Here is a 23,637-nt window from a genome sequence, read left to right as displayed (position 1 = left end):
TTAGGCTCCCTGGACCTTGGAGGCGGCGGCGCGATCCTTGACCAGCGCGCGGAAACGATCGAAGAGGTAGAAGGCGTCGTGCGGACCCGCAGCGGCCTCGGGGTGGTACTGGACCGAGAAGGCCGGGATGTCGAGGCACTCGAGCCCCTCGACGACCTGGTCGTTCAGGCTGTAGTGGCTGACCTGCACGCGGCCGAAGCCCTCGGGTGCGTCGAACTCGCCCTCGATCGGCGCCTCGACGGCGAAGCCGTGATTCTGCGCCGTGATCTCGACCCGACCCGTGCGCTTGTCGAGCACCGGCTGGTTGATGCCGCGGTGACCGAAGGGCAGCTTGTAGGTGGTGAAGCCGAGCGCGCGGCCGAGCAGCTGGTTGCCGAAGCAGATCCCGAAGTACGGCACCCCGTCGCGGAGCAGCTCGCGCAGCACGAGCACCTGCGCGTCGCTCGCCGCAGGATCGCCGGGGCCGTTCGAGAAGAACAGCGCGTCGGGGGCGATTTCGCGGATCTCCTCGAGCGTCGTCGACGCCGGCAGCACGATCACGTCGAAGCCGTGCTCCGAGAGGTAGGTGACGGTCGCGCGCTTGATCCCGAGGTCGAGCACCGCGATCGAGCCGACGCGCTCGACGCCGTCGGCGACGGGGACGTCGTAGCGCTCAGGGGTCGTGACCTCGTCGGAGAGGTTCTTGCCGGCCATGCCGGCCTGCTCGCGGACGAGCGTGAGCTGCTCCTCATCGGAGAGCCCCAGATCCGCGCCCGAGAACACGCCTGCGCGCATCGCGCCGGCCGAGCGGATGTGGCGGGTGATCGCGCGGGTGTCGACGCCCGAGATCCCGACGACGCCATCGGCGACGAGATCCTCGTCGAGCGAGCGCTCGGCGCGGAAGTTCGAGACGCGGCGAGCGGGGTCGCGCACGATGAAGCCCGAGACCCAGATCTTGCGGCTCTCCATGTCGGTGTCGTTCACGCCCGTGTTGCCGATGTGCGGCGCGGTCATGAGGACGATCTGCCCCGCGTAGGACGGGTCGGTCAGCGTCTCCTGGTAGCCGGTCATGCCGGTGGAGAACACGACCTCGCCGAGCGTGCGCCCGGTCGCGCCGTAGGCGCGGCCGACGTATCGTGCGCCGTCCTCGAGCACCAGCACGGCTGCCCCCTCGGGCACTGCCGATGCCGGCGGCACCGTTACTTCGGTCGTATTCGTGGTCACGCATCCTCCTGGGTCGTGGTGTCGGGTTCGTTCATGTGCGGGGCGGCCGCGATGCTCGCGATCGCCTCGGCGAAGCGGCGCTGCACGGCCGGCTCCGCGAGTCGGAAGCTCGATTCGAGCTCCCGTGGTCCTTCAGGGGTGTCGGCCTGCCAGAGCAGGAGGGAGAGCCCGTCCCGCTCGACGGCCTTGCCGATTCGGCCGTTCGTCGTCGCCGTGCCGAGCACGCGGGCCGCCGCGATCTCGACGGGGGTCTCTCCCGTCACCGCGATCGTGACGCCGCCGCGGCGCACCTCGACGTCTGCGAAGCCCTTGTATGTGAGGCCCGGGATCGCGACGCGCTCGAGCGGCGCGCCCGCGGGGGTCGTCGAGACGTAGCTGACGTCGCGGAACTCGGCGACGAACTCGCCGCCGAGCGGGGCCTCAGACCCGGCCTCTTCCGCGGTCTCCGGCGTGGCCTCGGCCCCGGCCTGGGGGCCGAACATCGCGGCGGCGCGCTTGCCACGCGCGCGCCAGGCGATGAGCATGGCGATCAGCATGATCCCGGCGATCGAGATCATGAAGATCGTGAAGGCGGTGCGGCTCACTGGGCGGTGCTCCCGTTCGCGGCGGTGTGAGCCGCAGCCGCGTGTGCTGCCGCCGCAACCGTCTCCGGGGCGACGAGCTCGCCGCCGTCGAGCGTGAGGTAGCCGCGGCGGATCGTGTAGGCGACGCGGCCCGGCAGCGCCATGCCGAGGAACGGGGAGTTGACGCTCTGACCGCGGAGGCGGCCGAGGTCGAACTCGCTCGTGCCGCTCGGGTCGACGAGCGCGATGTCGGCCGGCTGACCCTCGGCGAGCGCCTCGGGGTGCCCGTCGAGGCGGCCGATCGCCGCGGGCGTCTCGGAGAGCATGCGCTCGAGCTCGGCCCAGCTGAGGTGCCCCTCGCCGATCAGGGTCAGGATCGCAATCGGCAGCGCCGACTCGAGCCCGACCATGCCGAACGCCGCGGCGTCCCACTCGCACTCCTTCGCCTCGACGGGGTGCGGGGCGTGATCCGTCGCGATGATGTCGATGACCCCGTCGGCGACCGCGCGACGCAGCGCCTGCACGTCCTCCTCGCGGCGGAGCGGCGGGTTCACCTTGTAGCGGGGATCGTAGCTGCGCACGAGCTCCTCGGTCAGGATCAGGTGGTGCGGGGCGACCTCGGCCGTGATCTGCACGCCGCGGGCCTTCGCCCAGCGCACGACCTCGACCGAGCCGGCTGTCGACAGGTGGCAGACGTGCAGCCGCGCGCCGATGTGCTCGGCGAGCAGGGCGTCGCGCGCGATGATCGACTCCTCGGCGACCGCGGGCCAGCCCTTCAGGCCCAGCTCGCTCGAGAGCGCGCCCTCGTTCATCTGCGCGCCCTCCGTGAGGCGCGGATCCTGCGCGTGCTGCGCGATGACACCGTCGAAGGTCTTCACGTACTCGAGCGCGCGGCGCATGAGCAGCGGGTCGTGGACGCACTTGCCGTCGTCAGAGAAGACCCGCACGCCGGCGCGGGACTCGGCCATCGCGCCGATCTCGCTCAGTCGCTCGCCCGCGAGATCTTCGGTGACGGCGCCGATCGGGCGCACGGTCGCGTAGCCGGCCGCGTCGCCGAGCGCCTGCACCTGCTCGACCACGCCGGCCGTGTCCTGCACGGGCATAGTGTTCGCCATCGCGAAGACGCTCGTGAAGCCGCCAGCCGCGGCGGCGCGGGTGCCCGTGAGCACCGTCTCGGACTGCTCGAAGCCGGGCTCGCGCAGGTGCGTGTGGAGGTCGACGAGGCCGGTCAGCGCGACGAGGCCCGTGGCGTCGATCACGCGCTCGCCGTCCCGTGCCTCCAGGCCGGATCCGCGCTCGACGATCCGGCCGCCCGCGATCCGGAGATCGGTGGGCGCCGCGCCCTCGATCGCCTGGCCGCGCTCGGTGAGCTCGGCCGCGATGCGGGCGTTGCGGATCAGGATGCCGGGGTTCTTCATGCGGTTGCTCCTCGTTCTCCGGACAGCAGCAGGTACAGGGCGGCCATGCGGACAGAGACGCCGTTGGCGACCTGCTCCAGCACGGTCGAGCGCGGCGAATCCGCCGCGCCCGAGGAAATCTCGAGGCCGCGGTTCATCGGGCCGGGGTGCATGATGATCGTGCGCTCCGCGAGCCCCGCGACGCGCGGATCGTCGAGCCCCCAGTTCCGAGCGTACTCCCGCTCGTTCGGGAAGAACGCGGCGTGCATGCGCTCGCTCTGGATCCGGAGCATCATGACGACGTCGGGCTTCTCCTCGGCCAGCGCCCGGTCGAGCGAGTGATGCACCGTGACGGGCCACGTGCGCGAGCCGAACGGGATGAGCGTCTCGGGCGCGACGAAGCTGACCTTCGCGCCGAGCGTCGTGAGTAGCCACAGGTTCGAGCGGGCGACGCGCGAGTGGGCGATGTCGCCGACGATCACAACGGAGACGCCGTCGAGATCCCGGCCCCGGCCCGCGTCGCCGAAGAGGCGACGGCGCATCGTGAACGCGTCGAGGAGCGCCTGCGTCGGGTGCTCGTGCGTGCCATCGCCGGCGTTCAGCACGCCGGCGTCGATCCAGCCGCTGCTCGCGAGGCGCGCCGGGGCTCCGGACGCCGGGTGCCGGATCACGACACCGTCCGCGCCGATCGCCTGCAGCGTCTGGGCCGTGTCCTTCAGCGACTCGCCCTTCGACACCGAGGAGCCCTTGGCGCTGAAATTGATGACGTCGGCCGAGAGGCGCTTCGCCGCGGCCTCGAAGGAGATCCTCGTCCGGGTCGAATCCTCGAAGAAGAGGTTCACGACTGTCTTGCCGCGGAGCGTCGGGAGCTTACGCACCTCCCGCTGCTGCGTCGCCGCCATCTCCTCTGCCGTGTCGAGGATCAGGATCGCCTCGTCGCGGGTGAGCGTCTTCGTGTCGAGCAGGTGCCTCACTCGGCGGCCTCGCTTTCGGCTGCGGGGCTCACTTCGGCTGCAGGGCCCGACGAGATTGTGACCTCGTCGGCTCCGTCGTGCTCCTGCAGCCGGACGGAGATCCGTTCGTGCTTCGCGCTCGGCAGGTTCTTGCCGATGTAGTCGGCCCTGATCGGGAGTTCCCGGTGGCCGCGGTCGATGAGCGCCGCGAGGCGCACCGCGCGGGGCCTGCCGTGGTCGTTCAGCGCGTCGAGGGCCGCCCGCACCGTGCGGCCGGAGTAGAGCACATCGTCGACGAGCACGACGGTCGCGCCGTCGACGCCCGCCACGGGCATCTCGGTCGGCCGCGGCGCCCGAGTTGGGTGCTTCGAGAGATCATCGCGGTACATCGTGACGTCGAGGCTGCCGACCGGGACGTCGACGCCCTCGATCCGCGAGATGATCGCGGCGATGCGCTGCGCCAGGGTAGTGCCACGGGTCGGGATACCCACCAGGACCAGGCCTTCAACACCCTTGTTCGCTTCGATGATTTCGTGCGAGATTCGAGTCAGCGCGCGCGAGATGTCAGCGCTTTCCAGCACAGTTCGCGTACCCATATTCGAGCCCCCCTTCTCCGCCTCACTGGACGGGAGTTAAAGAAAAGCTGCAACTGCTCCATCCTAGCGCATTGATCGGGGGCGTTTGGGCTGGCTGGCGCTCCACCCGGCGCTCGTTCGCAAATCTGCGTTCCCTCCCACGATCCGGCGCCAAACCTTGCGAACGAGCGCAGATTACAGAGCGAGCGCCGCGCGGCCGCGCCTCCCGGCCCGCACCGCGCTCGCCGCCCGGTCGCAGGCCTCCCCTGCCCCGGCGCTCGTTCCCAATTCTGCGCTCCCTCCCACGATCCGGCGCCAAACCTTGCGAACGAGCGCAGATCACTGAGCGAGCGCCGCGCTGCCGCGCCTCCCGGCCCGCAACATGCTCGCCGCCCGGTCGCCTGCGCCCCCTTCCCCGACACTCGCTCGCAAATCTGCGCTCCCTCCCACAATCCGGCGCCAAACCTTGCGAACGAGCGCAGATCACGGAGCGAGCGCCGCGCGCCCGCGCGTGCCCCCCTCCCGAGTGCACTGGACGCCTCACCGCACGCGCCTACCGGGCGCACTCCCGGGGGGCTCTGGTCCCCGGCGCTCGCTCCCAATTCTGCGCTCCCTCCTACGATCCGGCACCAAACCTTGCGAACAAGCGCAGATTACGGAGCGAGCGCGGCCCGCGCAGCGAGCGCAGATCACGGAGCGAGCGCCGCGCGGCCGCGCCTCCCGGCCCGTGATTCTCGCTCACAATCGAGCTCCGGATCGGGGAATCCACAGATTGCGGCCAAACAGGCGGTCTCCCCAGCGCAGCAAAGTCCAAGCGCACATCCTTGAGGCATGTCAGTTTCACTCATCCAACGCCGGGGCGTCATGCGCACGGCGGACCTCCTCGCCGCGGGGGTCAGCAGGCGCTCGATCGCGCGGGCGCTCGAGCGCGGCGAGCTCACGAGGCCGCGGCGCGGCTGGATCGCACACCCGCGCGCGGACCCGGAACTTCTGTTCGCCGCTGGGCACGGCCTGACCATCGGGTGCATCAGCCAGGCCCGGCGCTTGGGCCTCTGGGTGCGGGCGCACCCCGAGCGCCACTTCGTGGTGCCGCGCGTTGGGAAGCCGGTGCGGCCCGAGGGCGCGGTCCTGCACTGGTACCGGCCGGTAGTGCCGCGCGAGCCGCGGGCGCTCGAGGACGGGGTCGAGAACGTGCTCGTCTGCGTCGCCCGCTGCCGGCCGCGGGAGGACGCGGTCGCGATCTGGGATTCCGCGCTCCAGAAGCGGCTCGTGGATCGCCAAGTGCTTGCGCGGCTCACACTCGGATCGGCGGCGGAACAGGTGCTCGCCGAGAGCAACATGTTCGCCGACTCCGGGCTGGAAAGCCTGGTGCGGCAGCGTCTCCGCTGGCTCGGGATCCGGATCATCGCGCAGGCGATGGTGTGCGGTCGCCGCGTCGACTTCCTCCTGGGCGAGCGGCTCGTGCTGCAGATCGACGGCGGACACCACGTCGACGGGCAGCGGGCGGACGACAACGCGCATGATGGCCAGCTGCGATTACATGGGTTCTCGGTGATCCGCATGGGCTACGACCAGGTGACTGCGGAGTGGCCGGCCACGCAGCAGCTCATCATGCGGGCGGTCGCGGAGGGGCTGCACAACGCAAGCGATCCGCGAGGGTCCAGCTCGATCCGATGCTCATCGAAAGGAGGTGAACCCGCGCGGATCGCGGGAGCGGTGCGGCCGGGTGGCCGCGCCGCGGCGGGCTAGGCCCGTGCGTGGTCGGCGATCTTGCCGAGGACGCCGTTGACGAAGCGGCCGGAGTCCTCCGTGGAGTACTCCTTTGCGAGTTCAACGGCCTCGTCGATCGCGACGGCCGCGGGGACCTCGTCGTTGAAGAGGATCTCCCAGGCGGCGAGCCGGAGCAGGGCGCGGTCGACGTTGGGCATGCGCTCGAGCGACCAGCCCTGGGCGTAGCTCATGAGGAGCTCGTCGATCTCGTCGCGGTGGTCGGTGACCCCGTCGACGATCTCGCGGGCGTAGAGCCAGGAGGCGGCGCGGTCAGGCTCGCCTGCGGCGCGCTTGGCCTCGGCCTGCACGACGGTGATGATCGACTCCTGGCGGACGTCCGCCTGGAACAGCATGTCGAGCGCGCGCTTGCGCGCCTTCGTACGGGCCGACACTAGTCGTTGACGCGACCGAGGTAGTCGCCCGTGCGGGTGTCGACCTTGACCTTCGTGCCGGTCTCGAGGAACAGCGGGACCTGGATCTCGGCGCCAGTCTCGACGGTCGCCGGCTTGGTGCCGCCGGTGGAGCGGTCGCCCTGGAGGCCGGGCTCGGTGTAGGTGATCTCGAGCACCACCGAGGCGGGCATCTCGAGGTACAGGGGCTCACCCTCGTGGAGCGCGATCTGGACCTGCTGATTCTCGAGCATGAACTTCGCGGCGTCGCCGACGACGGTGCTGGAGACGGTGAGCTGGTCGTAGTCGCTCTGATCCATGAAGACGAAGTCGACGCCGTCCTGGTAGAGGTACTGGTAGTCGCGGCGATCGACCGTGGCGGTCTCGATCTTCGCGCCGGCGTTGTAGGTCTTGTCGATGATCTTGCCCGAGACGACGTTCTTCTGCTTCGTGCGCACGAACGCGCCGCCCTTGCCCGGCTTGACGTGCTGGAACTCAACTACGCTCCACAGCTGGCCGTTGTCCTTGATGACGGTGCCGTTCTTGATGTCGTTCGAGGTTGCCATGCAGTGTTTCTCCGGGTTCTGTGAGGTTCGGGCGCCAATGAGCGCCGAACCATGTTACAACGTTCACCTCCACGCCACGCCCAGCGCTTGCGCGGGTCCCACAAACGATACGGGCTGGCACGGGGGCGAGCCCTACGATTCAGGCATGCACATGATCTTCCGCACGCTCTGGCACATGTGGTTCATCGGTCCCCGCGGCAGGAAGCGCGGCTTCACCGATATCTCGCGCTCCCGCTTCAGGGTGTGGCCAACCGACCTCGACCTGCTCGGCCACATGAACAACGGCAAGTACCTGTCGATCATGGACGTCGGGCGCTTCGACCTGATTCAGCGAAATGGCGTCATGGATCTCTTCCGTCGCGAGGGCTGGTACCCCGTGGTCGTCGGCCAGACCATCTCCTACCGGAAGTCGCTCAACCCCTGGAAGCGCTTCTGGATCGAGTCGAGGATTCTCGGCTTCGACGAGCAGGCCGTCTACATGGAGCAGCGCTTCGTGCGCCGCCCGGACGGCCGCACCCCTGAGATCTACGCGCGCGCCTTCGTGCGGGCCCGGATCCTGCGCCGGAGCGGCGGCGTGGTGCCGATCACCGAGGTGATCGAGAAGTCCGGCGCGGCAGACACCGAGTTCCACGTGCCCGAGGAGGTCCTCGCCTGGGGCCACGCGACGCGCCTCCCCTCGACCCGCGACGACGCGACCAGCGTCTGGGAGTAACCCCTACGCAACGGGCGGGCGCGCCCCGAGGTGGGGGCCCTGGCTGCCGACCTCGCGAGCGCTGATGCGCACCGCGCGCTCGCCCGCGTCGTAGACGTGGCGGCCGGCGAGTTTGCCGTCACCGAGCTCGCCGTCGAGCCACGTGAACGACGAGCCGTCGACCGGCGCCTCCCCCGCCCGGATGCGCGCGACCTGCAAAGCGAGCATCTCGGGAAGGCTCGCGTGCGGGCCGTGCGCGTGCGAAAGCCCCCGCTGTGGCGCGGCGGGCGAGGCCGGGATCAGGCGAATCGTCCAGGACACGCGCCCACCCCTGGGCTGCGTCTGCGTGACGCCCTGCGGCGGGAGGTCGAGCCACGCGAACTCGCGCTGAATCTCCCCGGCGAGGATCAGCGGCTCGCCAGCGGCAGCGGCAGGATCCGCCAGCACGGCCGGGTGTTCGGAGGCGAGCTCCGCGTACGCCTCACGCCAGGCAGCCGCCCCCGCACCGTAGGGGGCGACGACGGGCACGAGCTCCGCGGAGCCTGCCTCGGCGCGCCGCGCGAGCGCGCCCAGCTCAACCCCCGCGAGCTCGAACTCCTCGGGCTCCGGCGCGTCAACCCCGAGCGCGCGAGCGAGCGAACGGGCCGCATCGAACGCCGCCTCGAAGAGCGCGCGCGGCTCCGGATCCGTGATCCCCGCGAGGCCCGTGCCAGCGAGCAGTTCCTCGCCCGCGGCGTCGAGGCGAGCGTCGAGTTCGGCTTCGGCCCGGGCGTCGGCTCCCCCGTTGCCGAGGTAGGCCGCATCAACCTCGGCCACGATGTCCGGAAACAGCGCGCGGAGCAGGGACAATTCCGACCGCCCACCTGACGGGGCAGGCTCCTGGCGCTCCAGCATGCACCGCTCCTCACCGCGTTTGCGTCGCTCGTTCACTTCCCTGCTTACGCTATCTCACGCCCGGCACCTCTCGCTCCACGAGGGAGAGCACGGCGGCGGGAAGCGCCCGCGGGTCGTCGACCCGCTGCGCGGACGGCGCGAAGCGCTCGACGAGGTCGTTCGCGCCGATCCCGATCCCGAAAACGCGCACGCCGGCGGCCCGCAACCGGGACAGCTCGCGGGCGGCGGCGGCGGGGTCGTTCGAGCCGCCGTCGCTCACCAGGATGACGATGCGCTTCCGCTCGATCGCGGCGGAGTCCGCTCCGGCTCCGGATCCAGAACCGCCGGATCCGCGGACCCCGAGCGTCTGCCCGGCGAGGGCGAGCGCCGCCGCGTCGTTGCTCGCGCCCCTCGGCGAGCGCGTCGCGGCGTGCAACCGCCTGCGGGTGCCGTCGTCGAGGGCGCTCGAGAGCGGCTTCACGAGGTGGGCCTCCGCGTCGTAGACGATGAGCGCCGTGCGGAGCTCGAGCTCGAGGCCGACACCGCTCGAGAGCTCCGCGTGCTCGACGTCACGCATCACGGCCGCGAGCGACTCGCCGAGCACGAGCATCGCGTCGGCCGCGGCTGCCGACGGCGGCCCCTGCATGGACGCCGAGCGGTCGACCACGAGCACGTAGTCGGTGCTGCCCGCGCGCCGCGAGCGCCGGGGCAGCGCGACCCGGTGCCGGTAGGCCGCCGGACGCCTGACCCCCGCGAGGGACTGGGCCACCGCGGACGTGAGCGACTCCGGATCGAGCTCCTCGCCCTCCGGACCAGGGCGTCTGCTGAGCCGCGGGCGCGGCGCGATGCGCTCCGCGATCACCCGCCCCCAGACCTCGCGCATGCGCTCGATCGGCTCCGCGAGCGCGGCGACGCGCCCCCGATAGCTCGCGAGCGCCGTGGCTGCGGCGAGTGACCCGGCTCCGCCAGAACTGCCCTCGGCGGGGCGCTCGGCGCTCGCGCGTTCGGCGCGGGACTTCGCCGGCAACTCCAGCGCGGCCTCGAGCAGGGCCCCTCCGGCAGGCATCGGGGTCTCCAGCATCTCGCTGACGAAGCCGGCCTGCTCGGCGGCGAAGAGGTCTGCGCCCTCGGCGAGCTGGCGCCCCTCGCCCTTGCGCGCGCGCTCCGAGTCGTTCTCCGCAGGAGACTCGTCCTCCGCGGAGCTGCCCTCGCCACCGGCCTCCTCGGCGTCGCTGCCGCCGCCCGCGCCAGCCGCAGGATCGGGACCTTCGGCGGCGAACGGGTCCTCCCCCTCGGCGCGCTCGGATCCGTCGCCGCCAGCGCCTTCGAGCCCGCGATCGCGGAGGTCGAGCGCGAGCAGGCGCTCGGTGGGCGGCAGCAACAGGGCGAGGGCCCTGCCGAAACGCAGGAGCGGATCCCGATCCGGATCCGGGGCGAGGGCGCGGCGCACGGGGTCGATGGTTCCCCCGCCCGTGGCCAACGCCCGCACCTCCGCGGCGACCGCCGGATCGAGCCCCACCGCAGGCAGCTCCGCGCCGATCCCGCGCAGGAGGGCGCCGAGAAACTGCAGGTGCCGGGGCTGATCTGCGAGCGAGGCCGACGTGCTTCGCGCGAGCGCCGCGCAGAGGTCGGCGTGGAGTCCCGGCATGGCCGCAAGCAGCTCCGCGCGGGCCGCGAGCCGGGAGATGACGCTGACGAGGGGCGCGATCTCCGGCCGCGCGGCCCGGATCGCGGCCGCTCGCCGCTCGCGGACGGGTGCGAGCCGCCCCGCGCGCGGCCCCTCCCACAGCTGCAGCAGCGCGAGTGCGGACGCCTCGCGCTCGCTGTGGCCCCGGATCGCATACCACGACAGGCCGACGACGAGCGCGCCGTCCGTGATGCGCCAGTCCTCACCGTCGTCCACGAGGACGGGGATGCCCGCGAGCGCGCCCACGGCGCGCAGTTGCTCGGCGAGCGGCGCGCCGAGCGGCCGCGGCGCCTGCGGCAGCTCCGGGGGCGTGAACGACATGCGACCACACTATCCCCGCGGGTGCGGCCGGGTCGCCGCGCGGGCGCGGTGGTAGCGTGACGGGATGGAGCAATTCGATCCCGCGCCCGCCGTCGCCGAGGCGACCGCGCTGCTGCACGAGCGCGCTGAGCTCGTCCGAGCGATCCGCCTCGATTCCGGCTTGGGCGCGGACACCTCGGCGCTCACGCGGGAGCGCGAGGCGGCCGACGCGCGCCTCGCTGAACTCTGGGACGGCGAGCGTACTGGACCGGCGCTCTCCGACGCGGCGACCGAGCGCGCAGTGGCCCTCCGCTCCGCCGTGTCAGCGCGCCGTGCCCTCCGGGGGCGCGCCGAGGCAGCCGCCCGCGCGGAGTCGATCACCGCCCAGGCAGCGCGCAGCGGGCGCTCGCTGAGCCGGGGCGAGCGCGAGCTCGTTGCAGCCCTCACTCGCGCCGGCGCCGGGACGCCACATGCCCCGGCGGGCTCCGCACCAGACTGGACCGCGGTCGTCACCACGGCGGTGCGGCGCGACGTCGTGGTTGAGGCCCTCGCCCGCCAGGAGCTCGCGACGGCGCGCGCGCAGCTCAGGGACGGACTGCTGCTCACGGGGCAGATGCGCGGGATCATCCGCGAGGCACTGCCCGGACTCCTGCGGGGCGATCCGGTGCTGCTCGTCGGCGAGACGGGCGGCGCAAAGACCGCGCTCGCCGAGCACCTCTCCCGGGCGGGCGTCGGGCACGAGCCCGAACTCGTCTCCGGCTTCGGCGACATCACGAGCGCGCAGCTCCTCGGCACGCACGAGCTGCGCGCCGAGGGCGGCGCGACCGTGAGCGCGTTCGTGCCAGGCCCGCTGCACCGCGCCATGACGGAGGGTCGCCCCGTGATCCTCGACGAGGTCAATGCGATGCCGCCGGAGTTCCTCAAGCGACTCAACCGGATCCTGCAGCTGCGCCCCGGCGACCGGATCGGGATCCAGGAGAACGGCGGCAGGGAGATCCGGATCGCCCAGGGCTTCGCGATCCTCGCGACCGCCAACGAGCAGACCCCGCACCGCTACCGCGGGCTCGACCGGCTGAGCGCCGAGCTCGTGAACCGCTTCGGCGCGAACGCCTACCGCGTGCACTACCCGGACACGGGGATGGCCTACGAGGGCTTCCCGCGGGAGAACACCCTGCTCGCGGCCGCCGCGGTCGCGGATCGCCACGGCCGGCTGCCCGCCGATATCCCCGCCGCGGATCTCGCGCGCGTGGCGCGCGCGGCCTTCATCAGCCAGCAGGTCTTCGCGGGCGAGCACGGCGAGGGCTTCGCCGAGTACGTCAGCACCGAGCGCGACATCGACGGCAGGCCGGGGCTCGAGGAGTCCGTGCTCGCGCCCCGCACGCTCGTCGCGATCCTGCAGAAGGTCGCCGGGAGCGCCGGCGCCGTGAGCCTCGACCGTGCGCTCACGCGATTCGTCGAGGGCATCATGCACGCGGAGGACCGCAGGGTCCTCGCGCTCATCCTCACCGGCCAGGGGTTCCGGATCGGCTGAGCCCACCTGCACCCGCTGGGAATTCTGCACTCAACAACACTGGATGCCGAAAAACGTGAAGTTGAACGCCGATCTCCCGCTGAGCGCAGCGGGTGGCGACCTGAGGCTAGTTCGCGATCTCCTGGTAGGCGAACTGCAGCACCGACTCGTCGACGCCCGCGAGCACGCGCGGCTTCGCGATGTCGTCGAGGACGATGAAGCGGAGCATGCCGGCGCGCGCCTTCTTGTCGCGCTGCATCGCGGCGAGGAGCCCGGGCCAGCGGCCCGCCGGGTACGAGAGCGGCAGCGTCAGCGAGGACAGGATCCTGCGGTGCCGGTCGACCGCCTCGTCCGACAGCGAGCCCGCCATGCGGCCGAGCTCGGCGGCGTACATCATGCCGATCGAGATCGCGACGCCGTGGCGCCACTGGTAACGCTCCGCGTGCTCGATCGCGTGGCCGAGCGTGTGCCCGTAGTTCAGGATCTCGCGCAGCCCGCCCTCACGGAAGTCCTCCGAGACGACGCGCGCCTTCACCCCGATCGCGAGCTCAACGAGGCGCCGGAACTCGTCGGTCGCGGGATCGGTCGCGCGGGCGACGTCGGCCTCGAGGATGTCGAGGATTTCTGGCTCGGCGATGAAGCCGCACTTCGCGACCTCCGCCATGCCCGCAAGCAGTTCGTTCTTCGGCAGCGTCTCCAGCAGATCGATGTCGCAGAACACGGCGCTCGGCGCGTAAAACGCCCCGACCAGGTTCTTCCCCTCGGAGGTGTTGATCCCTGTCTTGCCGCCGACGGCCGCGTCGACCATGCCGAGCACGGTCGTCGGGATCTGGATGAGTTTCACGCCGCGCAGCCAGGTGGCCGCGACGAAGCCCGCGAGATCCGTGACTGCGCCGCCGCCGAGGCCGATCACCGCGTCGGTGCGGGTGAAATCGGCCTGGCCCATGACCTGCCAGCAGAAGGCCGCGACCTCGACGCGCTTCGCCGCCTCCGCGTCGGGCACCTCGGCGAGGAGCACCTGCCCGTAGCGCTCCGCAAGCTGCTCGCGCAGCTCGTTCGCCACGCGGCCCACGGTCGGGGTGTGCACGATGAGCACCTTCGCGACGCGGTCGCCGAGCGCCTCCGGAACGAGCCCGAGCACCCCGCGGCCCACGGTCACGGTGTACTCCGCGTCCCCCGTGACCCGGATCTCGGTCGCCTGCTCGTCGCTCATGCTCACTCCTTCTCGTCGCGTGCGGCCGCGACGTCACTGCCTCGCGCGGGATCCCCCGCGGTCTTCTTCGTATAACTCCTGGCCCACTGCGCCACCCTGCGCGCGAGCTGCTCCTTGGTCGCACGATCGGTGCGGTAGGTCACGTCGGCCACCTCCTCGTACAGGGGCCTGCGCTCCTCGAGGATCCTGCCCCACGCGTTCGGGTCGTCGCGCAGGAGCGGCCGCCTCGCAATATTCGCGGTCCGCAGCACGGCGGCTTGAGTCGTCATGAGGAGCACGACCGGGTGGCTGGCGAGCAGCCGCCGCGTGCTCTCCGTGAGTACGGCTCCCCCGCCGAGGGCGACGATGCGGCCGCCTGGCACCGCGAGCTCGTCCGCGATGACTTCCGCCTCGATGCGACGGAACTCCGGCTCCCCGTGTGCGGCGAAGAAGTCGGTGATGGCGCCGTGCTGGCGCACGAAGACTGCGTCCGTGTCGACGAACGGGATCCCGAGCTCGCGTGCGACGCGTTTGCCGAGACTCGTCTTTCCCGCGGCCATGGGGCCGACGAACACGACCGCACGATCCGGCAGCCTGCCGCGGCCGCGGCGACGACGCCTGCGCCTCGGGCGACCCTTTGCCGGCTGCGCGGATTCCCCGCGCTGCTTCGACTGCGGTGCGGGATCCTGAGCTGCTGACTCCCGGATCGGCGTCGGCGAGGTGGGCGGCGTCGGCTTCGGACGCGCCGCCGGGGGCCCGGCATCTCGCGCCGACCGACGCTGCTCGCTCACGACTCGATGACCGTCGTCAGCCGCTCGGGGATCGCGGCCAGATACGCCTCGAGGTTGCGCTTCGTCTCGGCCACGCTGTCGCCGCCGAACTTCTCCGTCACCGCGTCCGCGAGGATGAGCGCGGTCATCGCCTCGGCGACGACGCCCGCGGCCGGAACCGCGGAGACGTCGCTGCGCTGGTGGTGCGCCTTCGCCTCCTCGCCGGTCGCGGTGTCGATCGTGGGGAGCGCGTGCGGCACGGTCGCGATCGGCTTCATGCCCGCACGGACGCGGAGCACCTGCCCCGTCGTCATGCCGCCCTCGATGCCGCCGGCCCGGCCCGTCTCGCGGGTGATGCGGCCGCCGTCGATGTGCAGCTCGTCGTGCGCGGCCGAGCCGCGCCGGCGCGTCGTCTCGAAGCCGTCGCCGACCTCGACGGCCTTGATTGCCTGGATGCCCATGAGCGCGCCGGCGAGGCGCGAGTCGAGGCGGCGGTCCCAGTGCACGTAGGAGCCGAGCCCCGGCGGCAGGCCGTAGGCGAGCACCTCGACGATGCCGCCGATCGTGTCGCCCGACTTCTTCGTGTCGTCGACCTCAGCGACCATCCGAGCGCTCGTCTCGGCGTCGAAGCAGCGCAGCGGGTCGGCGTCGAGCGCGTCGACGTCGGAGGGCCGCGGCAGCGGCGATCCGGCGGGCACGGCGATGTCGCCGAGCGACACCGTGTGGCTCACGAGCGTGATCCCGAGCTCACCGAGGAAGTTGCGGGCGACGGCGCCGAGGGCGACGCGCGCCGCGGTCTCGCGGGCGCTCGCGCGCTCGAGCACGGGGCGCGACTCCTCGAAGCCGTACTTCTGCATGCCGGTGAGGTCGGCGTGTCCGGGGCGCGGGCGCGTGAGCGGGGCGCCGCGGCCGCGCGACTTCTCCGATAGCTCGGTCTTCTCGGCCGACATCACCTCGGTCCACTTGGGCCACTCGGTATTGCCGATGCGGATCGCGACGGGGCCGCCGATCGAGACGCCCTGGACCACGCCGCCCGAGATGTTCAGCTCGTCCTGCTCGAACTTCATGCGCGAGCCGCGGCCATAACCGAGCTTGCGGCGCTCGAGATCAGCCCTGATCCCGGCGAGCGAAACGGGCACGCCTGCGGGCAGGCCCTCGAGGACAGCGATCAGTTCAGGGCCGTGAGATTCTCCGGCGGTCAGCCAACGCAGCATACCCACTATCCTCCCACACCGGCGGAGGCCGTCGCGCGCGCCACGGCGCCACGAACGCGCTCCTCATCGGGGAACGGCTCCCCGGGATCCCCGCCCAGGAAGATCCTGATCTGCACGATCGCCTGCTCGACGAGCATCGCGATCCCGGGGGTGGCGGATCCGCCCGCGGCGCGCCAGCGCTCGGCGAGCGGCGACGGCCAGGGGTCGTAGGCGACGTCGAAGAGCGGGATCGCGGTGAACCCCGTGGGAAGTTCGAGCGCCGCCCCGGCCGTGCCCGGGAGCGTCGACACGACGAGCGTCGGGCGCGGCTCCGTCCCCTCATCAGCGAATGCAGTCACGCCGAACCGATCGACGAGCTCCGCGACCGCCGCGGCGTTCCGCGCCCGGACGGCGACGTGCTCCGCACCGAGCGAGCGCGCCGCGAGCACGGCGGACACCGCGGTGGCCCCGGATCCGAGCACCACGGTGCGCCTCGCGTCGAGGCCAGCGCCCCTGATCGCGGCGGCGAGACCGGCGACGTCCGTGTTGAAGCCGTCCCAGCCGCCGTCGGCGCGCCGACGCAGCGTGTTCACCACGCCGCTCTCGCCCGCAACCGGATCGAGGCTCGCCGCGAGGCGGTGAGCCTCCTCCTTCAGCGGCATCGTGAGCGACAGCCCACGCCACTCGCTCCCCCGAGATCGGAGGAAGCCCGCGAGGCCCGCCTCGCCGCAGCGGATCGCGTCGTAGCGCCAGTCGATCCCGAGCGCAGCGTAGGCGGCCCGGTGGATGAGCGGCGACCTCGAGTGCGCGATCGGCGAGCCGAGCACCGCGAGCCTGGCAGTCATTAGCAGCCCTTGCCCGGGTTCGCGTCGCACCATTCGCGAAGCTTGGCGGTCGCGGCCTCGTGCTCCTCGACCGTGTTCGTGAACACGGATTCCCCCGTGTCGAGGTTGATGGCGACAAAGTAGAGCCAGTCGCCGGCCGCGGGGCTCCCCGCGGCCTGAATCGCGTCTTTGCCCGGGTTCGCGATCGGCCCCTTCGGCAGGCCCTTGTGCACGTAGGTGTTCCACGGGTTGTCGTCGGCGAGTGCCTCGTCGGTCGACCACACGTTGCCGTCCTCGTGCTGCCCCATGCCGTACTGAGCGGTCGAGTCCATCTGCAGCTTCATGTCCTGCGCGAGGCGGTTGTCGATGACGCGCGCGACCTTCGGGAAGTCCTCGATCCGGCCACCCTCGCGCTGCACGATCGACGCGATCGTGAGGATGCGCTCGCGCTGATCCGGGGCGACACCGGCACCCTCGAGCACCGAGATCTGCTCGCTCACCAGGCGCTGGATCGCCTCCGCCCCCGTCGTGTTCTCCTCGAACTCGTAGGTCGCGGGGAAGAGCCAGCCCTCGAGGCTGTCGATGCCCTCGGGTACGCCATACGTGCTCGGCGGCGCCGCCGCGGCCTGCTGAAGTTCCTCGAGGGGGATGTCAGCGCCGGCCGAGACGATTTCGAGCGTCTGCGCGACGGTCTTCCCCTCGGGAATCATGGCGGTGAACGCCATCCGGTTCGCCGGATCCTGCAGCGCGTCGAGCGCGGCCTGCGAGCTCATCTGGAGCTTCACCCGATACGAGCCCGGCATGAACTCGACCGCTGGATCCTGTTCGAGCAGCAACTCGTAGAAGGCCTCCGACGTCTTCACCACATCGGCGTCGGCGAGCGTCTTCGCGATGTCCTCGCCGATCTCGCCCTCGGTGATGACGATGACCGTCTCGCCCTTGCCCTCACCCTCGTAGTCGTTCGTCGTCCAGCCCAGCGCCTGCGAAATGGCCGGGCCGTAGTGCGACCACAGGGACACCCCAGCGACGCCGAGCCCTCCCAGCAAGACGATCGCGACCGCGAGCGAGATGATGACCCGCCTCGCCGTGTTCCGGGATTCTCCTGCGTTGCGTGCGTTCATCAAACCTGCCCCTTCAGTGAGATGTTCCTTCGGTGGTGACCGCAGAGCCAGGCTCTTCCCCTCGCGATCGTTCAAGGTCCAGTGCGTGCTGCAGGATCACGACGGCCGCGGCCTGGTCGATGATGCTGCGCGTCTGCTTCGTCCGCTTGCCAGCCTGCCTCAGCTGGCCCTGCGCGGAGACGGTCGAGAGTCGCTCGTCGACCAGCCGAACGGCGACGTCCGCCGGCGCGAGCCGCGCCGCGAGGCGCTCGGCGAACGCGACGGCGTCATCGGTCGACGGCGTTCGCTCGCCCCGCAGGTTCAACGGCATGCCGACGACCGCCTCGAACGCCTCGAGCTCCGCCGCGATCTGGGCAATCCGCGCGAGATCGGCGTCGCCGTCCGCCGCGCGCGGCACGGTCTCGACCGGGGTCGCGAGCATGCCGTGAAGGTCGCTTCGGGCGACACCGATGCGGGCCTTGCCCACATCGATGCCGAGCCGGACGCCGACCCGCATCCGCTAGCCTCCCAGGCTCCGGCGGATCTCCGCCAGAGCCTCGTCGATCTTCGCGGGATCGGCGCCGCCGCCCTGCGCGAGGTCGTCCTTGCCGCCTCCTCCGCCGCCGAGCACCTGCGCGCCGAGGCGGGCGAGCTGGCCGGCCTTGGCTCCGGCCTCGCGGCCCGCCGGGGTCGTCGCGGCGATCACGACGGGTTTGCCGCCCGCGTCACCCGCGAGCACGACCGCGGCCGCCTGGTCGCCGAGGCGCTCGCGCACCTTGAGGGCGAGTCCGCGGACGTCGTCTGCCGAGCCGACCGCGCCGAGCGAACCGAGCACGACCGTGAGGCCGCCGAGTTGCTCCGCGCCCGCGACGAGCTCGGGCACGCGCTGGCCGAGGCGCTCGGCCTCGAGCGCGGCGATCTTCTTTTCGGCCGCGCGCAGCTGCGAGCCGAGATCCTGCACCTTCGTGATGAGCTCGGCGCGCGGCACCTTGAGGCCGCTCGTGAGCTGCTGCACGATGGCGCGCTCGGCCGCGAAGTTGCGGAACGCCTCGATGCCGACGAGCGACTCGACCCGCCGGTTCGTGCTGCCGACCGAGCTCTCGGAGACGAGGCTGATCATGCCGACCTCGGAGGAGCTGTCGACGTGCGTGCCCGCGCACAGCTCGCGCGACCACTCGCCGCCGATGTCGACGACGCGCACGCGGTCGCCGTACTTCTCGCCGAACAGCGCCATCGCGCCGAGGGCCTTCGCCTCGTCGAGCGCCATCTCGCGGGTCACGACCTCGTAGTCCGAGCGGATCGCGAGGTTCGAGATCTCCTCGATCTCGCTCTTCGTCTCGGTCGACAGCGCGTCGCTGTGCGTGAAGTCCAGGCGCATGTAGCCGGCCTTGTTGTAGGAGCCGGCCTGGTGCGCGTTCGGGCCGAGCACGTCGCGGAGTGCGGCGTGCACGATATGCGTCGCCGAGTGGGCCTGGGTCGCGCCGCGGCGGTAGTCCGCGTCGACTCGGGTCTCGGCGCGCTGGTCGATCCCGATCGTCCCGATCGTCACCTTGACCGTGTGCACCACGAGTCCGGGCACCGGCTTCTGCACGTCGAGCACCTCGGCCTCGAAGCCGTCGCCGACGATGACGCCCTGATCCGAGTCCTGTCCGCCCGACTCGGCCCAGAGGCTCGTCTCGGCGAGCACGACCTCGGCGATCTCGCCCTCGCGGGCCTCGCTCGTCGGGGCGCCGTAGACGACGATCCCGAGCACGCGGCTCTCGCCGACGAGCTGATCGTAGCCCGTGAACACCGTCTCGCCGAGCCCACGCAGCTCCTTGTAGACGGAGAGGTCGGCCATCTGGCCCTTCTTCGCCTTCGCGTCGGCCTTCGCGCGGTCGCGCTGCTCCTGCATGAGCTCGCCGAAGACCTTGCGGTCGACGTCGATCCCCGCCTCCTCCGCGACCTCGAGGGTGAGCTCGATCGGGAAGCCATAGGTGTCGTGCAGCAGAAACGCCGTGTCGCCAGGAACCGCCTGGCCGGCGGACTTCGCGGACTCGACCGCAGCGTCAAGGATCTGGCTGCCCGAGGCGAGCGTGCGCAGGAAGGTGCGCTCCTCCGCGTAGGCGGCGCGCGAAATGAAGTCGAAGTCGCGCTCGACCTCGGGGTACGCCGCCTTCATGGCGTCGCGGGAAACCGGGAAAAGCTCGCCGAAGCTCGCGCCCTCGAAGCCGAGCAGGCGCATCGAGCGGATCACGCGGCGCAGCAGGCGGCGCAGGATGTAGCCGCGGCCCTCGTTCGACGGGGTCACCCCGTCGGCCATCAGCATGAGGCCGCTGCGCACGTGGTCGGCGATGACGCGCAGCCGCACGTCGTCCTCGTGGTTCTCTCCGTAGGTCTTGCCTGAGAGCTCGGCGGCGCGATCGAGTACGGGGCGCACCTGGTCGATCTCGTACATGTTCTGCACGCCCTGCTTGATGAACGCGACGCGCTCGAGCCCGAGGCCCGTGTCGATGTTCTTCTTCGGCAGCTCGCCCAGGATCGTGAAATCAGTCTTCGATTTCACGTCGGCCACCTGGTACTGCATGAAGACGAGGTTCCAGATCTCCACGTAGCGGTCGTCGTCGGTCGCGGGGCCGCCGTCGATGCCGTACTCGGGGCCCATGTCGTAGAAGATTTCCGAGCAGGGGCCCGCGGGGCCGGGCTGGCCGGTCGACCAGTAGTTCGTGTCCTTGCCGAGTCGCTGGATCCGCTCGTCGGGCAGCGTCGAGTGCTTGCGCCACAGCTCGATCGCCTCGTCGTCCTCCTCGTAGACCGTCACCCAGAGATCCTCGGGCTTGAAGCCGAGGCCGCCGTCCTCCTCGCTCGTCGTCAGGAGCTCCCAGGCGAAGCTGATGGCCCCCTCCTTGAAGTAGTCGCCGAAGGAGAAGTTGCCGGCCATCTGGAAGAAGGTGCCGTGCCGGGGGGTCTTGCCGACCTCCTCGATGTCGTTCGTGCGGATGCACTTCTGCACGCTCGTCGCGCGGTCGAAGGGCGCGGGTACGAGACCGGAGAGATACGGGACGAAGGGGACCATGCCTGCCACCGTGAACATGAGGCTCGGATCGTCGCTCACGAGGGAGGCGGAGGGCACCACGGTGTGGCCCCGCCGTTCGAAGAAGTCGAGCCAGCGGCGGTGGATTTCGGCGGTCTGCATCCGGAGAGCGTCCTTCGTGTCTCGGTGGGTTTCCCGGCGACCGCGCCAGCTTCGGGCTGCGGGCGACTCAGGCCGGTCCAGCGCGCGCGGCCCGCAGGGGCCGTGCGCGCTGCGTTGTTCGTTGTCTAGCGGTCCTCGCGCGCGGCGCGAAGGGCCTGCTCGAGGTCGTCCGCGAGCTTGTCGTCCTCGGCCTCGGCCTCGTGGTAGCCGGTGGCGAAGGCGCGGCCGAACTCGTCGAGCCCGCGGTTCACCTGGGCGAAGAAGCGCCTGCCCTCGGGGCTGCGGTTCACGAAGTGGGCCGCGACGAACCCCAGCACCACTCCCCAGAGCAGCCACATCAGCTTTCGCATGTCCTCGTCCTCTCTGCCGCCCTGCGCGCGGCTCCACCCCCGGGAGGGCGTGTTCACCCGTAAAGCTTAGCGCGGGCGCTGTTGCCCGCGCTGGATACTTCCGTGAACTGGCCGGCTGGAACGCCGAAGGGGGCGCCGGATCTCTCCGACGCCCCCTTCGTGCTGAGCGAGTTGCTTAGCGGCCCGAGTAGTACTCGACGACCAGCTGAACTTCACAGGTCACGGGGACCTCAGCGCGCTTCGGGCGGCGCACGAGGCGCGCCTGGAGCTTGTCGAGCTCAACCTCGAGGTAGCCCGGAACCTGCGGGAGCACCTCGGCGTGGCCACCTGCGGCAGCGACCTGGAAGGGCTCGAGGCCCTCCGAGCGCTCCTTGACGTGGATGAGCTGGCCCGGCTTCACGCGGAAGGAGGGGCGGTCGACGATCTTGCCGTCGACGAGGATGTGGCGGTGCACGACGAGCTGGCGAGCCTGCGCGGTGGTGCGGGCGAAGCCGGCACGGAGCACGAGCGCGTCGAGACGCATCTCGAGGAGCTCGACCAGGTTCTCACCGGTCAGGCCGTCCTGGCGACGCGCCTCCTTGAAAGCGATCTGGAGCTGCTTCTCGCGGATGCCGTACTGGGCCCGGAGACGCTGCTTCTCGCGGAGACGGACGGCGTAGTCGCTGTCGCTCTTGCGCTTGGTGCGGCCGTGCTGGCCGGGGCCGTAGGGGCGCTTCTCGAGGTAGCGCGCGGCCTTCGGGGTGAGGGCGATCCCGAGCGAGCGGGACAGGCGGGTCTGTGAACGGGTACGCGACGTAGTCGACACGTGGTTCCTTTCGGGTTTCATGCACACGGCTCGGGTTCGAGCCGCACTGTTCTCTCGGCCACGCTGCGCCCGCATTCACGAGCCTGGGCACGCAATGCACGCGACGCAGCACACCGTCATCGGTGAGGGAACGACCAGTGCAGAAACCCGGCTACAGGGCGCCTGCCACCACCTCCCGCCTGCAGCCGGCGCACGGGAGCGATGTTGGCCAACGATCAGCTTAGCAGATCCGGGGCGCGGGCTCAGCGCTCGCCGCGCGTAATCCGGCGGATCTTCTCGAGCCGGTCGGATATCTCGCGCTCCGTGCCGTGGCGCGTCGGTGCGTAGTAGACCTTGCCCACGAGCTCGTCCGGGAGATACTGCTGCTCCGAGACGCCACGCGGGTCGCTGTGCGGGTACCGGTAGCCCTTGCCGTGCCCGAGCTTCTTCGCGCCCGGGTAGTGCGCGTCGCGCAGGTGCTTGGGGACGAGCCCGAAGCGGCCCGCCTTCACATCCGCGATCGCGCTGTCGATGGCCGTAATGACCGCGTTCGACTTCGGCGCCGTCGCAATGTAGATCGTGGCCTCAGCGAGCGGGATCCTGGCCTCGGGCAGCCCGATGAGCTGCGTCGCCTCGGCCGCGGCCACCGCGACCTGCAGCGCCTGCGGGTCGGCCATGCCGACGTCCTCCGCCGCGTGCACCATGAGCCGGCGCGCGATGAACCGCGGATCCTCCCCCGCCTCGATCATGCGGGCGAGATAGTGGATCGCCGCGTCCGGATCCGAGCCGCGCAGCGACTTGATGAACGCGCTCGTCACGTCGTAGTGCTGGTCGCCGTTGCGGTCGTAGCGGAGGAGCGCCCGGTCGACTGCGGTCGCGACCGTCTCTGCGGTTACGCTCGGCCGAGTTGCATCCGCTCCGGGATCCGGATCCGGGGTCCCCTCTTCGCCCGCGGGCTCCTCCGTGCCGGAAGACGGCTCGACGCGCGCCGCGAGCGCGGAGGCCGCTGCGGCCTCGAGCCCGGTGAGCGCGCGCCTCGCGTCGCCCGAGGCGAGCTGCACCAGGGCGTCGAGCGCATCCGGCTCGACGACCACGGCGTCGGCGATCCCGCGCGGATCCGCGATCGCGCGCTCGAGCAGGGCGCGCAGATCCTCGTCGGAGAGCGGCTCGAGCGTGAGCAGCAGCGAGCGGGACAGCAGCGGGCTGATCACGGAGAAGGACGGGTTCTCGGTCGTGGCGGCGACCAGGGTGACCCAGCCGTTCTCGACGCCAGGGAGCAGCGCATCCTGCTGCGCCTTGGTGAAGCGGTGGATCTCGTCGAGGAAGAGCACGGTCGCCGTGCCGTAGAGATCGCGGTCGTTGAGCGCGCGCTCCATGACCGTGCGCACGTCCTTGATACCCGCGGTGATCGCGGAGAGTTCGACGAAGCGGCGCCCGCTCGAGTGCGCAATCGCCTGGGCGAGCGTGGTCTTGCCCGTGCCGGGCGGGCCCCAGAGGATCACCGAGACGGCGTTCCCCGATCCGTCGCCGTCTGCCGCGAGCGTGCGCAGCGGCGAGCCCGGACGCAGCAGGTGCTGCTGCCCCACGACCTCATCGAGCGAACGGGGCCGCATGCGCACCGCGAGCGGCGCCGTTGGCCCTGGCACTCCGATTGATTCCACGCCCCAATGCTATCCAGGGCCACTGACATTCTCGCCGCCCGCAGAATCGCGCTCGATCCAGCGCGGAACGGTAATCGCTGAACAGAGCTCGTGTGGCATAGTGGAGGGGTC

At 71.2% G+C, this 23,637-nt stretch carries 21 protein-coding genes and 1 pseudogene; 3 read left to right on the top strand and 19 right to left on the bottom strand.

Features of this window, described 5'->3' with window-relative positions; all coding sequences use genetic code 11:
* The 5 genes and pseudogenes from carA to pyrR all read right to left on the bottom strand — a co-directional run.
* Window positions 1-1,203 carry a glutamine-hydrolyzing carbamoyl-phosphate synthase small subunit gene (gene carA, locus ACOPJ3_RS08675; RefSeq protein ID WP_427868791.1) on the bottom strand — a complete coding sequence of 401 codons (1,203 nt, stop codon included), beginning with the start codon at window positions 1,201-1,203 and terminating at the stop codon, window positions 1-3.
* A complete protein-coding gene (locus ACOPJ3_RS08670; protein ID WP_427868790.1) occupies window positions 1,200-1,787 on the bottom strand; it encodes a hypothetical protein in 588 nt (195 codons plus the stop codon). The genes carA and ACOPJ3_RS08670 overlap by 4 nt, the downstream gene beginning before the upstream one ends.
* Window positions 1,784-3,184, bottom strand: coding sequence for a dihydroorotase (locus ACOPJ3_RS08665; protein ID WP_427868789.1), 1,401 nt, complete (start codon window positions 3,182-3,184; stop codon window positions 1,784-1,786). The genes ACOPJ3_RS08670 and ACOPJ3_RS08665 overlap by 4 nt, the downstream gene beginning before the upstream one ends.
* On the bottom strand, window positions 3,181-4,137 hold the full coding sequence (locus tag ACOPJ3_RS08660) for an aspartate carbamoyltransferase catalytic subunit (protein ID WP_427868788.1): 957 nt from the start codon (window positions 4,135-4,137) through the stop codon (window positions 3,181-3,183). Before ACOPJ3_RS08660 ends, ACOPJ3_RS08665 begins: the two co-directional genes overlap by 4 nt.
* Window positions 4,134-4,718: pseudogene (gene pyrR / locus ACOPJ3_RS08655) on the bottom strand (bifunctional pyr operon transcriptional regulator/uracil phosphoribosyltransferase PyrR); the annotation flags it as partial. The gene ACOPJ3_RS08660 and the pseudogene pyrR, both read right to left, overlap by 4 nt.
* Window positions 4,719-5,522: 804 nt before the next feature.
* Between pyrR and ACOPJ3_RS08650 the strand changes: the two are divergent.
* On the top strand, window positions 5,523-6,440 hold the full coding sequence (locus tag ACOPJ3_RS08650; protein ID WP_427868787.1) for a type IV toxin-antitoxin system AbiEi family antitoxin domain-containing protein: 918 nt from the start codon (window positions 5,523-5,525) through the stop codon (window positions 6,438-6,440).
* On the opposite strand, the gene nusB is transcribed toward ACOPJ3_RS08650, so the two are convergent.
* Both nusB and efp read right to left on the bottom strand, forming a co-directional pair.
* Window positions 6,437-6,853, bottom strand: coding sequence for a transcription antitermination factor NusB (gene nusB / locus ACOPJ3_RS08645; RefSeq protein WP_427868786.1), 417 nt, complete (start codon window positions 6,851-6,853; stop codon window positions 6,437-6,439). The genes ACOPJ3_RS08650 and nusB overlap by 4 nt on opposite strands.
* Window positions 6,853-7,416, bottom strand: coding sequence for an elongation factor P (efp, locus tag ACOPJ3_RS08640; protein WP_427868785.1), 564 nt, complete (start codon window positions 7,414-7,416; stop codon window positions 6,853-6,855). Before efp ends, nusB begins: the two co-directional genes overlap by 1 nt.
* Window positions 7,417-7,561: 145 nt before the next feature.
* On the opposite strand from efp, the gene ACOPJ3_RS08635 reads away from it, so the two are divergent.
* Window positions 7,562-8,128 carry an acyl-CoA thioesterase gene (locus ACOPJ3_RS08635; RefSeq protein WP_427868784.1) on the top strand — a complete coding sequence of 189 codons (567 nt, stop codon included), beginning with the start codon at window positions 7,562-7,564 and terminating at the stop codon, window positions 8,126-8,128.
* 3 nt (window positions 8,129-8,131) lie between these two features.
* Here the strand turns inward: ACOPJ3_RS08635 and ACOPJ3_RS08630 are convergent, their stop codons facing one another.
* Both ACOPJ3_RS08630 and ACOPJ3_RS08625 read right to left on the bottom strand, forming a co-directional pair.
* Complete coding sequence (locus tag ACOPJ3_RS08630) at window positions 8,132-9,001, bottom strand: hypothetical protein (protein WP_427868783.1); 870 nt, start codon at window positions 8,999-9,001, stop codon at window positions 8,132-8,134.
* A gap of 49 nt (window positions 9,002-9,050) precedes the next feature.
* Window positions 9,051-10,988, bottom strand: a complete 1,938-nt coding sequence (locus ACOPJ3_RS08625; protein ID WP_427868782.1) for a VWA domain-containing protein — start codon at window positions 10,986-10,988, stop codon at window positions 9,051-9,053.
* A gap of 64 nt (window positions 10,989-11,052) precedes the next feature.
* Between ACOPJ3_RS08625 and ACOPJ3_RS08620 the strand changes: the two genes are divergently transcribed.
* Window positions 11,053-12,498: an AAA family ATPase gene (locus ACOPJ3_RS08620; RefSeq protein ID WP_427868781.1), complete on the top strand. Its 1,446-nt coding sequence runs from the start codon at window positions 11,053-11,055 to the stop codon at window positions 12,496-12,498.
* 106 nt (window positions 12,499-12,604) lie between these two features.
* Here the strand turns inward: ACOPJ3_RS08620 and aroB are convergent, their stop codons facing one another.
* The 10 genes from aroB to ACOPJ3_RS08570 form a co-directional block, all read right to left on the bottom strand.
* Window positions 12,605-13,690, bottom strand: coding sequence for a 3-dehydroquinate synthase (gene aroB, locus ACOPJ3_RS08615; protein WP_427868780.1), 1,086 nt, complete (start codon window positions 13,688-13,690; stop codon window positions 12,605-12,607).
* A 2-nt stretch (window positions 13,691-13,692) separates the two neighbouring features.
* Window positions 13,693-14,460: a shikimate kinase gene (locus tag ACOPJ3_RS08610; RefSeq protein WP_427868779.1), complete on the bottom strand. Its 768-nt coding sequence runs from the start codon at window positions 14,458-14,460 to the stop codon at window positions 13,693-13,695.
* Window positions 14,457-15,653 carry a chorismate synthase gene (gene aroC, locus ACOPJ3_RS08605; RefSeq protein WP_427868778.1) on the bottom strand — a complete coding sequence of 399 codons (1,197 nt, stop codon included), beginning with the start codon at window positions 15,651-15,653 and terminating at the stop codon, window positions 14,457-14,459. The genes ACOPJ3_RS08610 and aroC overlap by 4 nt, the downstream gene beginning before the upstream one ends.
* A 5-nt stretch (window positions 15,654-15,658) precedes the next feature.
* Window positions 15,659-16,477 carry a shikimate dehydrogenase family protein gene (locus ACOPJ3_RS08600; RefSeq protein WP_427868777.1) on the bottom strand — a complete coding sequence of 273 codons (819 nt, stop codon included), beginning with the start codon at window positions 16,475-16,477 and terminating at the stop codon, window positions 15,659-15,661.
* A complete protein-coding gene (gene mltG, locus ACOPJ3_RS08595) occupies window positions 16,477-17,577 on the bottom strand; it encodes an endolytic transglycosylase MltG (RefSeq protein WP_427868776.1) in 1,101 nt (366 codons plus the stop codon). Before mltG ends, ACOPJ3_RS08600 begins: the two co-directional genes overlap by 1 nt.
* Before the next feature lie 13 nt (window positions 17,578-17,590).
* Window positions 17,591-18,073 carry a Holliday junction resolvase RuvX gene (gene ruvX / locus ACOPJ3_RS08590; protein WP_427868775.1) on the bottom strand — a complete coding sequence of 161 codons (483 nt, stop codon included), beginning with the start codon at window positions 18,071-18,073 and terminating at the stop codon, window positions 17,591-17,593.
* A 3-nt stretch (window positions 18,074-18,076) separates the two neighbouring features.
* Window positions 18,077-20,731, bottom strand: a complete 2,655-nt coding sequence (alaS, locus tag ACOPJ3_RS08585; RefSeq protein WP_427868774.1) for an alanine--tRNA ligase — start codon at window positions 20,729-20,731, stop codon at window positions 18,077-18,079.
* A gap of 125 nt (window positions 20,732-20,856) precedes the next feature.
* Complete coding sequence (locus ACOPJ3_RS08580; protein WP_427868773.1) at window positions 20,857-21,081, bottom strand: hypothetical protein; 225 nt, start codon at window positions 21,079-21,081, stop codon at window positions 20,857-20,859.
* Window positions 21,082-21,256: 175 nt separating this feature from the next.
* Window positions 21,257-21,907, bottom strand: a complete 651-nt coding sequence (gene rpsD, locus ACOPJ3_RS08575; RefSeq protein WP_427868772.1) for a 30S ribosomal protein S4 — start codon at window positions 21,905-21,907, stop codon at window positions 21,257-21,259.
* 221 nt (window positions 21,908-22,128) lie between these two features.
* A complete protein-coding gene (locus ACOPJ3_RS08570; protein WP_427871196.1) occupies window positions 22,129-23,478 on the bottom strand; it encodes a replication-associated recombination protein A in 1,350 nt (449 codons plus the stop codon).
* Window positions 23,479-23,637 lie beyond the last annotated feature (159 nt).

This window comes from Leucobacter luti (genome assembly GCF_050310065.1).
Taxonomy (GTDB): Bacteria; Actinomycetota; Actinomycetes; order Actinomycetales; family Microbacteriaceae; genus Leucobacter; species Leucobacter luti_B.
The sequence above is the reverse complement of the archived record's forward strand: the minus strand, read 5'-3'. Positions and strand labels throughout refer to the sequence as shown.

What these genes read in the sequence shown, in the direction of transcription:
- ACOPJ3_RS08665 (WP_427868789.1), bottom strand. Translation starts at nt 3,184, where the DNA reads ATGAAGAACCCCGGCATCCTGATCCGCAACGCCCGCATCGCGGCCGAG.
- ACOPJ3_RS08650 (WP_427868787.1), top strand. Translation starts at nt 5,523, where the DNA reads ATGTCAGTTTCACTCATCCAACGCCGGGGCGTCATGCGCACGGCGGAC.
- ACOPJ3_RS08630 (WP_427868783.1), bottom strand. Translation starts at nt 9,001, where the DNA reads ATGCTGGAGCGCCAGGAGCCTGCCCCGTCAGGTGGGCGGTCGGAATTG.
- rpsD (WP_427868772.1), bottom strand. Translation starts at nt 21,907, where the DNA reads ATGAAACCCGAAAGGAACCACGTGTCGACTACGTCGCGTACCCGTTCA.
- ACOPJ3_RS08620 (WP_427868781.1), top strand. Translation starts at nt 11,053, where the DNA reads ATGGAGCAATTCGATCCCGCGCCCGCCGTCGCCGAGGCGACCGCGCTG.
- ACOPJ3_RS08635 (WP_427868784.1), top strand. Translation starts at nt 7,562, where the DNA reads ATGCACATGATCTTCCGCACGCTCTGGCACATGTGGTTCATCGGTCCC.
- ACOPJ3_RS08580 (WP_427868773.1), bottom strand. Translation starts at nt 21,081, where the DNA reads ATGCGAAAGCTGATGTGGCTGCTCTGGGGAGTGGTGCTGGGGTTCGTC.
- efp (WP_427868785.1), bottom strand. Translation starts at nt 7,416, where the DNA reads ATGGCAACCTCGAACGACATCAAGAACGGCACCGTCATCAAGGACAAC.
- alaS (WP_427868774.1), bottom strand. Translation starts at nt 20,731, where the DNA reads ATGCAGACCGCCGAAATCCACCGCCGCTGGCTCGACTTCTTCGAACGG.
- aroB (WP_427868780.1), bottom strand. Translation starts at nt 13,690, where the DNA reads ATGAGCGACGAGCAGGCGACCGAGATCCGGGTCACGGGGGACGCGGAG.
- aroC (WP_427868778.1), bottom strand. Translation starts at nt 15,653, where the DNA reads ATGCTGCGTTGGCTGACCGCCGGAGAATCTCACGGCCCTGAACTGATC.
- ruvX (WP_427868775.1), bottom strand. Translation starts at nt 18,073, where the DNA reads ATGCGGGTCGGCGTCCGGCTCGGCATCGATGTGGGCAAGGCCCGCATC.
- mltG (WP_427868776.1), bottom strand. Translation starts at nt 17,577, where the DNA reads ATGAACGCACGCAACGCAGGAGAATCCCGGAACACGGCGAGGCGGGTC.
- ACOPJ3_RS08570 (WP_427871196.1), bottom strand. Translation starts at nt 23,478, where the DNA reads ATGCGGCCCCGTTCGCTCGATGAGGTCGTGGGGCAGCAGCACCTGCTG.
- ACOPJ3_RS08600 (WP_427868777.1), bottom strand. Translation starts at nt 16,477, where the DNA reads ATGACTGCCAGGCTCGCGGTGCTCGGCTCGCCGATCGCGCACTCGAGG.
- ACOPJ3_RS08625 (WP_427868782.1), bottom strand. Translation starts at nt 10,988, where the DNA reads ATGTCGTTCACGCCCCCGGAGCTGCCGCAGGCGCCGCGGCCGCTCGGC.